Source organism: Flavobacterium ginsenosidimutans, assembly GCF_037478105.1.
GTDB lineage: Bacteria > Bacteroidota > Bacteroidia > Flavobacteriales > Flavobacteriaceae > Flavobacterium > Flavobacterium ginsenosidimutans.
Genome location: NZ_CP147988.1, coordinates 3,456,684 through 3,469,217 on the forward strand (window position 1 = coordinate 3,456,684; position 12,534 = coordinate 3,469,217).

The 12,534-nt window shown below is 35.4% G+C and carries 10 protein-coding genes; all 10 read right to left on the bottom strand.

Annotated elements, in window-relative coordinates; all coding sequences use genetic code 11:
* Positions 1 to 4: 4 nt before the first annotated feature.
* The 10 genes from V6624_RS15110 to V6624_RS15155 all read right to left on the bottom strand — a co-directional run bounded on the left by V6624_RS15110 (position 5) and on the right by V6624_RS15155 (position 12,514).
* Complete coding sequence (locus V6624_RS15110) at positions 5 to 2,707, bottom strand: hypothetical protein (protein WP_338839148.1); 2,703 nt, start codon at positions 2,705 to 2,707, stop codon at positions 5 to 7.
* Positions 2,695 to 6,042: a baseplate J/gp47 family protein gene (locus tag V6624_RS15115; RefSeq protein WP_338839149.1), complete on the bottom strand. Its 3,348-nt coding sequence runs from the start codon at positions 6,040 to 6,042 to the stop codon at positions 2,695 to 2,697. Before V6624_RS15115 ends, V6624_RS15110 begins: the two co-directional genes overlap by 13 nt.
* Before the next feature lie 13 nt (positions 6,043 to 6,055).
* Entirely contained in the window at positions 6,056 to 6,466 is a 411-nt protein-coding gene (locus tag V6624_RS15120) for a GPW/gp25 family protein (protein WP_338839150.1), read from the bottom strand.
* Between the two features lie 2 nt (positions 6,467 to 6,468).
* Positions 6,469 to 6,759 carry a PAAR domain-containing protein gene (locus V6624_RS15125; RefSeq protein ID WP_111290781.1) on the bottom strand — a complete coding sequence of 97 codons (291 nt, stop codon included), beginning with the start codon at positions 6,757 to 6,759 and terminating at the stop codon, positions 6,469 to 6,471.
* Between the two features lie 63 nt (positions 6,760 to 6,822).
* On the bottom strand, positions 6,823 to 8,568 hold the full coding sequence (gene vgrG, locus V6624_RS15130; protein ID WP_338839151.1) for a type VI secretion system tip protein VgrG: 1,746 nt from the start codon (positions 8,566 to 8,568) through the stop codon (positions 6,823 to 6,825).
* A 12-nt stretch (positions 8,569 to 8,580) separates the two neighbouring features.
* The gene (locus tag V6624_RS15135; RefSeq protein WP_338839152.1) at positions 8,581 to 9,264 is read right to left on the bottom strand and encodes a LysM peptidoglycan-binding domain-containing protein; all 684 of its coding nucleotides are present in this window, start codon (positions 9,262 to 9,264) and stop codon (positions 8,581 to 8,583) included.
* A 1-nt stretch (position 9,265) separates the two neighbouring features.
* A complete protein-coding gene (locus V6624_RS15140) occupies positions 9,266 to 9,427 on the bottom strand; it encodes a DUF5908 family protein (protein ID WP_338839153.1) in 162 nt (53 codons plus the stop codon).
* 7 nt (positions 9,428 to 9,434) lie between these two features.
* Positions 9,435 to 9,881: a phage tail protein gene (locus V6624_RS15145; RefSeq protein ID WP_338839154.1), complete on the bottom strand. Its 447-nt coding sequence runs from the start codon at positions 9,879 to 9,881 to the stop codon at positions 9,435 to 9,437.
* A gap of 2 nt (positions 9,882 to 9,883) precedes the next feature.
* Positions 9,884 to 10,312 carry a phage tail protein gene (locus V6624_RS15150; protein ID WP_111290789.1) on the bottom strand — a complete coding sequence of 143 codons (429 nt, stop codon included), beginning with the start codon at positions 10,310 to 10,312 and terminating at the stop codon, positions 9,884 to 9,886.
* Between the two features lie 27 nt (positions 10,313 to 10,339).
* The gene (locus V6624_RS15155) at positions 10,340 to 12,514 is read right to left on the bottom strand and encodes a phage tail sheath C-terminal domain-containing protein (RefSeq protein WP_111290791.1); all 2,175 of its coding nucleotides are present in this window, start codon (positions 12,512 to 12,514) and stop codon (positions 10,340 to 10,342) included.
* Positions 12,515 to 12,534: the final 20 nt, after the last annotated feature.

Consider the following 12,534-nt stretch of genomic DNA (forward strand, 5'->3'; position numbering starts at 1 on the left):
GTTTTTATAGTGATCCTAAATTCGTTTTTCCTAGTATAATTTTATCTGACAATCGCTCGTTTTCATCACTGCAGTCAAATAGTCGTCCTGTTGGGTAAACATTGTCTAGAGTGGTTAAAGCCTTAATAAAGCTGATTAATTGTGGTTCTAGCTGTTCTTGATTTAAATCGGTTTTGGCGATTAAGTATTCTTTGTATGTTTTTTCAAATTGAACAAGCTGGTTTTCTGCGGGGTCTTTTACATCTTTTTCTCGATATCCAATCCAACATACTTTTGCTAGAACGTGAGCAGGCAATTCTTCTTTGATTATTTTTTCTATATAATTTCTAAAATCGGTATTGGCAAATCGCAATGTATATCCTGGCAACACTACGCTCACGCGATAGGAGTAAGGATCTATTGGTTCGCAATCACCGCACTCTTCGGCGCAGATTGGCATGAAAGTATCTGGATTTACTGTTGTCTGGTTTACATCTGGGCGCAACATCATGTGTTCTACCAAAAACATTCCTTCTTCGGTAAAATCTTCTTTCATGAATTGAATTAAATCCAGAATCGATTTTTCTAAATCTTGCAGATTAGTATAATATTCAAATCTTCGGGCAATAATGCGGTCTGAATTTTTCTTGTCTGGGATGGCTGGATTGATAATATCATAAGAATATTTTCCAGCATCTGACTGCTGAATCAGAATATTGTCGATAATAGCTAAGTCTTTTACTGTACCGTTTTTAAAAGCCTCTTTTATTTTATATTCTCGAGTCTGAATAATCTGTAATACAGCAAAATAAAGCTCTTTATTTGCTGCAGAAGTGTCAAAGTATTCTGCTGTTGAAGAAAGCACAATCTCATTATTCGTGTCGACAATACGCCATCTATACACGGATTGATTGTCTGTATCAATAAAATTGTACATCTGGACAAACGAATTAGAAAGGTTTCTGCGGCTATAATCTTTAATACCAATAAGTCTCGAAATCCTCTTTTCGGCTCCCGAAACATTATTCGTATTCCATAAATTGGTAATAGGCTGTTTGTAGTAATCAAAAGCATTGCCACGTTCTTTACTTACGACTTTATAATCTTTCAGAAAGTTTTCTTTGTCTCGCAATACGACTTGATCAGTAGTATTGCCGTAAATGGTTTTATTGACAAAAACATATTCGGAGAAATTCTCAGCAAAACGAGACAAGAGGTGGTCTAAAATTTTGTTTCTGCGTTCAATATTATTGTCCTGCTGATCAAAAAGAAGTTCTGTAATGCTATCATCAGTGTAATTTTCATATCCGTCTACAATGTCATTAGCGCCCTCAATGTCTTTAACGACTTGAGTAAAAAGGGTTCTGGTTAAATTACCGCTTACGGATAGCAATTCGCTTACCTGACCTAATTGCTTAAAATAACTTCCTAATATCTGATCAAAAAACAAAAGATATCCTTTTAATTGTTTTGCTTTAGATTTACGTTCAACAGACGCTAGGGTAGGAAGCCCAACTTCACCAATACCATAGGTTTCAGGAAAATCATTTTGTATGGTGGTATAAAAATCAGTGTTAAGATATTCGCCATTTGGTATTTCTAATTCTTTATCCTGACTGGCGTTGGTTGTAGCTTTATCTTTTTCAAGTTTTATAGCATCTGAATAAAATTTTACTCGAGCCTGATTGATATTCAGAGGCAGTAATCCTTTGTTGTAATTGAAAACACTTTTGGCACAAATAACTGGTTTTTGGTAAGGTTTAAGACAGATAAGCCATTTGTTTTCCAGATCATCACCACCACAATTTCCTAAAGAAATATCTTTAATTAGCACAACATCTGGCACCGACATGATTATTCTCATAATGTCTGAAAGACGGACTTCATTTCTCAAATCGGCTTTAAGCAATTCTTTTGTATCAATAAAACCTCTCTTTAAAGAAGGGCCATCAAAAATTTCAAGAGTTGAATATCCTTTGCCAATCATTTGTTTTAGCGAATAAAAATTGACTGTTGTAGATAAGTAACTTTCTAGAGCATCCATGACATTGGCATGAACCAGTTCTTCATCGGCTTCCGTATTTACTTCAATATCTGCGCATATTTTGATAGGATAGTCTACCACTTTTTTGATATCGACAAGATCTTCGCAAAGATTTCTGTTTGCATGATACTGCTTTCTTATCTTTTCTTTAACCATCTCTATATCTGAAGGTTTTGAGCTATCAAAATCTACATAAAGATCATATAAACCGTTGAGATCAAACGATTTTCTTAAGTTTTCTGGTAGATCTTTATAATCCTTAAAATCATAAGAAAGCTGATTTTTCTTGCAGTCCACATACGCTTTTTTCTCGTGTTTGGCGAGCCAGCAGTTTCGAACTCCTTCTATGTCTATAAAAAGTTTTCGGTAATCATTTTGTGTGACAGGACTAGAAGACAATACTTCTGAAGCTTTAAAAAACTGTTTTGGAATGTCTTTATTAATGTCATCAGACGCTAATATATTTTCTATTGGAAGATTGAGTCTCATACCAAGATCTGAAATGGCATAGGAAATCATTTCTAGCATGGTTATACCTGGATCATGCTCGTTAAAATCTGTCCAAAATTTACTGCCAAAAGACTCGATATACTCGATTCCTTTTTTTCTTAAATAAAAGAAATCTAAATCGTCTTCTGATGCTGATTTTTTAGGAATGGTGATATGTGGGTTTAGTAGCGACATTTTTCAGTTTCTTGTGGGGTTATTTCTTTGCAAGTGTCTATTTTGGTACTGATAATATGGTTTTTAACAGAGACTAAAATGTTTTTTGGACTAGATGGTGACAACGTGTTTTGAAAATCTAAAAGATGTACATTAGCATCATTACTTTCTGTATCTTTTAATGTTTCAGGATGTTGCTTGTCGATATAGATGGCCATTTCCAGTGTAGATAAAAAATCTACATAATATAAATTCTCGATATATTCGATAACAATACTGCGCTGCAGTTCCACTCCGAATATGATTTGCTTTGAGGTGTCAAACGCCCAAGGAGATAAAAATTTTATAAGATCTTCGTTAAGCTGTTTTTTATAAAAAATCTCATCGTATTCTGCATAAAACTTTACATTTAGTTTTATTATAACTTTTTCATAATCAGGATTAATCACTTTTGCAGACACTAGCATTGAATTTTTAGAATTAATAAAACTCTCAATACTGTTTAAAGTGGCTGTGCTTACTCTCGGCTCATAAATATCAAATACATTTTTGTCAACGATATCTGGAATTACGACCAATGTTACTTTTCCCGGAGATAAAAACGAGGTTTCTGTACCCGAAATAAATGTATGGTTAAGGCATTTTACTCTAAAAACAGATGGAAATTCCTGTAAAATAAGATGCTCATAATCCCATAGCGTTATAGCTCTGTTTTTGTGGCGCAAGCGTTCGCTTACACGCAGATAATAGGAGGGGTCAGATTCTAATGGTTTTCCATCAAACGAATTAAATGGCTGTTCAATGCTTTTAATCTGCGGAACTCTAGTAATTAATTTAGATATTGTTTTTGCAGGTAATGTGCCGTCTAAATGCACTAAATTATTGTTGTTGTCAAAAAACTGGGCTGTAACAACCTGAGTTTTTACATCGATCACTTTGCAAACGGCATCATATTTTTTGTGCATTTTTGCTTTTATCCAAATGGTATTGGCTGGAAACAGCGTATTGTCATTAGTTGCCTGTTTTGGAATGCTAAATTTTACAATACCCGATTTTAAAAAGTTATCGATGCCATTTGCGAAAATATCCTTATCAAGATTTTTCCAGTAATTATCACACAGTATATACCATTCTACTTTTTGCTTTGCTGTAAAAGTGGGAACGTTAATATTTTCGCTCCCTTCCAATATTTGAAATAATAATGAAATTTGCTGAGATATTTCGGCATCTTGAAGACCAACATAAAATTCGCCTCCATTACAATAATCTGGAACCAAACAATTAGCAATTGAAGTGGAAGGGTCTAAAATTTCTTTATCAATAGCTTGCTGTTTCAAATAAGAATGCTCTTCCTGCTGGCCAAAAGGAGCTTCATGAAACAATTTTATTCGGTTAGATTCGTAGGTTGAAGCATTAAACTCAGTAGTTTCTTCAGCAGAATAATTCAAGCTTATGCTTTCTACAATTGGAGTGTAAGGCTCATTTGGAATGGGTGTTAATACATCTTTCGCCACATTCATTATAGCCAAAGTATATATTTTTGGAAATAACGAATGCAAAAAGGATTGATTTAAAGTCAATCGAATTGGGCCGCTTTTGCCAAGCTCATAAGTGCCTTTTACATTGACATTAGTTTCAAATACTTTATCATTATCCGGATCATCAAATAAATTGACAGCGTTATTTTGTTCATCCCAAACTTCTTTGTTTAAAACAGATAATGTTGCTTTAAAATAGTCCTTTGTAACAATGGCATTTTTTTTATTTAAAACTCTTAAATTTTTAGTTTCTGAAACAGCCTTTATTTCTGGAACGACTTTTTCATCTTCAGGCTGATTGGCCTTCATTTTGGCTTCACGGCTAATATCGTGGAATATTGCGCTGTCAAAAATATCTATGCTTATGGTCTCAAGAAAACTTTTTTTATAAGCTGCATAATGAGTTACAAATGATGAGGGAGTATTTTTCCATTTTATGTTAATAGCTGCATCTGTCCAATTTTTAGAAAAAATTTCAGGATAATTTATTATAAATGCGCTGTTTTTTTCGGGTTGAGTTGTAAAAGGATAAAAGGGTTTCGTAGCATTGAGCAAGCCAGTGTCACTTTCTAATATTAAAGATTTTACGTCCTTAACCTCAACTTTTGCTTTAATGCTTTTTATTGGTTTTGTAACTAGACTTCTAAAAAGAGTATGTCCTTTTTTATCTTGCGTATTAATTAAGAATCGAATTACAGGAAGTTCTGTCGAGAAAAATTCGCCTAAAACTGTCTGATCGTAGTTAACAATTGCCGGATTATCTTTTGGTATCTGAAAAACCAATCTTAATTGATTGCTGTCAATGTTTGAAGATTGATTTACATTTTTAAAAGCAATGGCTGTGTCCAGTTTAAAATTTCCAATCCATCCTTTTTTTCCACTATAAAGGATGCTGATATTTTCCAAAAGATCATCTGTATTGATTAGATGAAGAAAAGCTAAAGGCTCATTAAAAGTTATTGTGATGTCAATACTTCTGTCACCTTCTTTAAGATTAAATAATTCTGAAGCTATTGCAAAACCTAATTTGGCATCGCTTAATTTTGGATACTTTTTTTCATCTGAATTATATCCAAAAGGAAACCAATAGGGAGCGTCTTCTTTTAGAGGTTCGCCTTTTCCATCTAGAGAATTGGCGATTTCGCTGCATTTAATTTCACCCAAATCAACGTCATTATACACACTTTTTAAATACGCTATATTGGCTTTATTGGCAATAAACTCTTCTGTGGTTTTGTAAATTAACTTTTTGCCATCAGGATCTTTTCCTGCATCAAGTTCTGTATTGGCATCGATTTTTTCCTCGGCTATTTTTTTTGCCAATTCAAAAATGATATTGACTTTATCTGCTTTTGCAGGCAATTTTTCAATTTGAAGTATGTCTTTATAGAAAAAATCTAAATGTTTTTTGGTAATAAGATTAAGTTTGTTTTGAGATAATTCTAATAATTTCAAGAAACACACAAACAAGGTCAGGTGAGGAGTAAGGTCTTGATTTATATTGGCAACCGATAATGTTCTGGCGATGTCTTCTTTTAAAGTGGCATATTCTTTCTCTGTTCTTTTTGGAAGAGTGTCTTTTGTAAAGCCGAAATAGTTGAAAAACTCCTGCCAGTTGCCTTCTGTTTTTTTATCGTTATTTGTGTCGAAAAAGTTGACTTCTTTGGCAAAATTATAAGCAAATAACAGCCAGTCTTCAATAGTAAAATCATGAAGTTTCAGGTTGCTAGGCTCTAATGCGTCACTAAAGCGTTCTTCCTGATTAACTCCATTTCTTTTAAAAATAACATTGTCTATTTGGCTGCCGTTGGTGCTCATAGCTTATAAACTTTTAAACATTAGTGCCTTCTTCTTTGTAAAAAGGATAAACAAGATTGCTTCTTGAGTTTGTACTTCTTATTCTGTAATCGATTATGACCAATAATTCCCCTTCTAAATCATCGCCTTGTGTGATGTCAATTTTTTCAACATCAATTCGGGGTTCATAATATAAAATCGCTGTTTTTATGAGTTCAGTAACATACGTTTTTAGTGTTCTGTCTAATGATTCAAAAAGCAATTCGTCTATATTACAACCATATTTTGGCAGCATAATGCGTTCGCCGATTTTGGTAGAAAGCAATATCTCCAGACTGCTTTTAATGTCTGCCTCATCAGACGTCATTACGACCGCTTTGCTGTTCTTTTTGAACTCTGGCGGAAAACTCCATCCAGTACCTAAAAAAGCTTCTTTATTTTCCATAATTAACCTATTAAAACCGTTGGGCATCCTAATATTATGGTGCCGCCATGTGCAGTTGAATCTCCCATTCTTGCAGCTGGTTTTCCTCCAATCAGCACAGTAGCTGATCCCGCAATAATGCTATCCGGAGGACCTGTACAAACAATCATATCTCCTAAACAGGCAGCAGGCTGGCCACCTATTAATACTGTAGGCGAACCTGGCGGTAATATTGGTCCGCCAACATGAGGGACAGTTCCTGTTACCATTGGGCAAACATGCATATCGTTAATTCTTGCGGCTGGTGCTCCCATAATTACTTATTTTATATTTAATTTTTTTATTTAAGTATTGAATAGTAAAATGCATAAAATAAGCTAGTTAATCTGTACTATGCTACCTTTTACAATTGCCACCGCGGCCGATGACATTTCTGCTCCAGCACTTCCTTCTGCTTTAAATTGAGCAGTTGCTTTTAGGTTTACATTCGTACCTTCAATTTTTACATCGCCTGTTGCTTTTATTGAAATATCGCCTGCACTTTCCATTTTTATTCCTGCGCTGTCAATCGTAATCACATTCGAATTTTCATCTTCAACAACGATAGATCCTTTGTCTTCGTCCAGTGTTATTTTTTTTCCTGCGGGAGTTTCGATGGCTATTGATTTTTTATCATCATCAAAGAGCACTTTCATTTCGCTTCTTGTAAAAATTCCTTTTTGATGGTTATCGTCAGATGCTTTTAAAGGAGCGGGTTTTGCGCTGCTGTGGAGCATTCCTAAAACAATGGCATCATTTGGATCTTGGTTGATGAAGCCAATAATTACTTCGTCTTCAATTTCTGGCCTAAAAAACGTGCCTCTGTTGTCACCTGCGTCTAAAGCTGCGACTCTGCACCAAATGCCCTGTTCCTCGTTATTGATAATTGGAATTTTTACCAAAATTCTGTCTTCACCGTCAGGATCGTCCTGAAGCTGAGTTACAATACCAATATGCAGTCCTTTTATGGATGGAATTATTCCTGAAGCCGACGGTGTATTGACATCATAAGTTTCAGAAAACCATTCAGGATTTAATCCAAACTGCACATTTACAGTCCAGTTACCATTTGCAATCTCATGGAAAACTCCAGTAATGTAAGCTTTGCCATTAAAACGATCTCCAACGCCTTCAAGTGTGATAATGGTATTGGGTTTTACGGCGGGAATTCCTTGGAATTTTACTCTTCCGCGAACTTTTGACAGCTGCTGAAATAATAATTTAGCATCGGCCCAATCTTGCAATTCGGTGTCGGTTACATTACCGCCGTGACGCAATTCTAAATTTTCCAGTTTTACAATGTCTGATAAGTCAGAAGCAGATAAATTTCCGTTCAGATTTACACTAGGATCTTTAGCTTCAATTTCTAATAATTCCTGATTGGATGCATTCCAGCTGTAGGATGAAACTTTTGCAAACTGATTTCGAGCATCAATTTCGGCATCAAAATCTAGCATAGTAGCGCCAAAAGCAACCGTTTCAACTGATTCTGAAGTTAGATCTGGCTTTTTAACCGAGACTTTTCCATTTTCAACAAAACATAATTTTCCGTTGGCTTGTGCACGAGAGACAATAAAATCCCAATCGGAAGTATTGTATTGCACTAACTCTTTGTGGCTATAATTAGTGCTTTCTACATCTTTTTGTAATCCGTAAGTGCCTATAATGTCTTCAAAAGCATCACTGTCTTTTACGTCATAGAAATATTTGCTCTTTCTGCCAATAGTCAGTTTTACTGCTTCGTCCTTGCATTCTACAATCAAAAGGGACGATTTGTCTTTTATTTTTATGGAATGTTTTACGACTATTCCTTTGTAAATAGTTTCTTCGTCACTATGATAGCCAGCTTTGATTTCTATCTTTTTTCCTGGAACAAGCAAATCTTCATTGCTTAATTTAAAATCTCGCGCGGCAGCATCTCCATCGGTCAAAATAATCTGTGCCATAGGTATTCTGTTCACCTCGTTATGAACTACAATGCTCATTACTTGGTAAACACCAGAAAGCTCAGTTCCCTCAATAAGCAATTTGTGCGTTACTAAATCGGCACTTTTACTGGTTTGTATGACATCGCTATTGTTCATCTATTGTTGTTTTTATAGAGGAGGGAAGAATATTTTCTGGCCAATTTTTAATTTTCTGAAATTGATAAGCTTGTTGGCTTTTGCCACTTCGAGATAATATTTTGAATCGCCATAGATGTTAAAAGACATTAAAGGAAGCGTATCGCCAGCTTTTACAATTCTGGTATGCGTTAAATCTGGAGATTGATTGTTTTGCTGTTTTGCTCTCAATTCATCTTCAACAACTCCTTTAAACTTTCCTTTTGCAATGGCTCTAATGGGCGTTCCATCTGGCCTGAAAAGTTTATACTCAATGGTCATTTCGGTGAGAGATCCTTTAAATAAAAGGCTTCCCCAAGCGATTTTTAAATAGTTTGGTTTATGCTGTGTACCATTATATTCTAAAATTACTTTTCTAAAATGTTCAATGTCGTCAATAACCCCATTTTCGGTACTTTCTTTGCCTGCAATAACCCCAGTTCGGTCAAAAACAAAATCCAGTTCTAGTTCTTCTGGAGCGATTGCTGAAAATCTTGGTGCAGGACTGCTTGTTCCAGCGGCATGCGTTGTATCTTGCTCTATCTTGTAATGAAAAGTATATTTTTCAGGATTCATCAAAATAATAAACTTTTCAATACCCGAAATGGGATTGTTGAATTGAGGATCGCTATAGGCAATGATCTTCAGTTTTTTTAATTCACCTTTAGTTGCTGCCATATTAACGTTCTTTTTTTCGTTCAATAATCTTCATTACTTGCTCGACACATTCTGCCACAGTATCTTTTTCAGTAGCAGATAATGAAGAAGCTGGTTTCGCACCCGAATTTGAGCTTTCGTTCACGTTTATTTTAATGTGAAGCTCTTTGATTTCAATTGGCATGATAAAATTATTTTTTATGAAGCGTGAAATAATTATAAGCGAGCTCAAAGCTTTCAACAACAATTTTGCTTTCTAAAGCACTAAAATCTTCCACTGCCCATTTTACAGGATAGGCATGTATGACTTTCCAGTGCATTAAAGGCTGGCGATCTTGATTCAAGAGCTTTACAGTTAAATCAACGGGCTTAAACTCGAAATTTTCTAATGCTTTTCGGCACCATTCAATTACGTCAGAATCAATCAATATCCCTCTTTTTAAAACCAAATTGGGATATTTGGTTTTTACAGGAAGTTTGTGTTTGAATCTGTTTTCTCCACCCTCAACAATTTCTTCCGTTTCAAGATCTACTGAAAGTCCTGATACGGATTGAAATTGATGGTCTTTTTCTTTTGTGCCCAGTTTATCAAATTCAACCAGAAAATGAAAGCCTACGGGTGGATAATAGTTAGACATGACTAATCATTTTGAATAGATAAACCTTCATGAACCAATTCTATTGACTCGATAGCTACTTCGTTTCCATCGGCTTTTAAATCAGTTGACTGCACTTTTGTTGGCCATGCATTTTTTACTTTCCAGGTAATCACGGGTTCGTGCTCCTCATTAAGTAATTTGATGGTAATATCCCTTCTTTCGATGGTGTTTAGTTTTACCGTATTCCACCATGCATAATATTCATTATCGCTTTTAAAAGTGCCTCTTTTCATCGTAATGTTAGAGAACTTCTGCATGCCCGGCATCTTGATTTTGCTGTATTCCGGACTTGCGCCCTGACGGTACTCAATAACTTCGGTTTCTACATCTAATCCGGAAACTTCTGTAAAACCTATTTTTGTTCCTCCCCAGTCAACTGAGAAATGAAACTTTGGTAACGGATAACTCATGATCTATATTTTTTAATGATGATTTAATTAAGATTCCTGCATTTTGTGAGAGAAACGTAGGATGATAAACTCAGCTGGACGAACTACTGCCATACCGATTTCGATTATCATTTTACCGTCTAAAATATCCATAGCAGACATGGTTTGTCCCAATCCAATTCTTACGTAGAATGCTTGTTCTGGTTTGGCTCCTGCCAAAGCTCCAGCTCTCCATTGAAGAATTAAGAAATTCTCAATCATAGCTCTTACTCTTATCCAAGTATTGGCATCGTTAGGTTCAAAAACAAACTGCTCGGTTGCTTTTTTGATAGATTCTTCGGCCATGTTAAAGAAGCGGCGAACCGGCACATAACGCCATTCGCTATCATTACCGGCTAAGGTTCTTGATCCCCAAACCAAAGTACCTTTGCCGGTAAATGTTCTGATAGCGTTGATAGATTTACCTGCAACTGTATCAATATTCAATCCGTCTTGTATATTATTAGTGATTTTTACCGTAGGAGCAATAACATAGTTTAAACTAACATTTGCTGGTGCTTTCCATACACCGCGATCACTATCAACTCTTGCATAAATTCCTGCTATGGCAGAACTTGGTGGCAGCGTTATGGATAGATTAGAGATTTCGGAAAGTATTTTATTGTAAGTAACATTATCAAGCTCTGTAATATCTGCTAAAAAGCGACCATTCATGGCACCGTTATTTGTATCATTTGGTTTTGCGGTTGTTACAGCAGCAGTAATTGTATCAATATTAGCTACAATAGATGCAAAAAGATCAACATCAAAAGTGATAGCTGCCGGCAAATCAAGAATAGAAGCTGGCGATGTGAAATTCAAAATTTTTGAAATTTCAGATAGTACCGTCGGAACACCTGGCGCTCCTTTAATATTTGCGGTTATTTTTACTTTGTTATTTGCTGTTTTTGCTTTCGCTAATAAATCAGCCAAATTGGTTTTGACGCTTTCAATTTTATCGTCCAATTCAAAAGGATCAGTGAGAGTTTTTAAAGCTGCCGTAATAGCGTCTCTGGTTGGTTGGTCTTCTTCATCAGAAGCTATTGCGGCTAATGCTGCTTTTTTAATTTTTTCTTTTTCTCCTATAAGATTGGCGAGATCTTTATTCAAAGTTTCGAATAAGAGTATAAACTCATTGTTTTTTGCCACCGTAAAAGTTCCTGCAGCTGCAGCTGCGGCATCTGCATCTGCTTGTGTTCCTCCTCCAGTAATGACTGCTTCTGCTGCGGCAGTTGCTGCGGCATTATTAAAGCCGGCTGCTGATTCAATAAATTTCAAAACTTCAGCTATACTTCCTGTTAGATTATCATTTGTTCCCGGAACTGTTTTTAATTTGTTGATTAATGGCACAATTGCATTTTTTGAACCTGCTAAATCGCTCAATACAGTTGACATTGCATTAGGCGTAGGTGAGGTAAAATGCTTAATCATGATTTCACTTGCATTGTATCTGTAATCTAGAATAGTCTCTAAATGTGGATAATAAGCAGCTCCATACTTTAAAGTATCTTTCTCTGAACTAATAACTCCTCTCAAATCATCAATGTTTGTATCTGTTGGGCTAGAAGCATCGTAGCTAAGTGTGTCAATGAGTGTAAATCGATCTTGCAGTTTTCTACATTGGTTCAAGGCATCATTATACAAACCATAAAAATCAGTTGCATTAATGCCAGTTACTTGAGTAGCATCTGGAAAAAGAATAAGTGTAGGTTCATCTACTTTCTCTAATTCTAGCAAACCTTTTTTTAATTCGCCACTATCATTTATAGAGGTTACTTTTGTATCAGCATCATCTAAATCATCGCCATAACGGCCTACGGATATAATGTAACAGGGTCCGCCACCATTTGCAAAGAACAATTGCATTGAATAATACATCAAGAAAGGCTGTCTGCTAGACGGTTGGTTTACAATAAGAGATCTTGTTGTCGTACCATTATCAACTACATCATTAATGGTAACACTAATTGTTGTTTCTGGTTTTGCAAAGCCAAAAAAACGCTCATATTCCAAAAGAGATGTTATTCTTGTCGGTTTCAATTTCAAATCACCATTAATCTTATTCGTGGCTTTTTCAGTATAGCCAATAAAAGCTGGAATCGCTGTTTCTACCTGGGCAACAGAAGGAGGGAACTTTACGATTTCCTCAACATATACTCCAGGCGTTTTGTAAGTTGTTGCCATAATTGATTTGTTTTTTAATT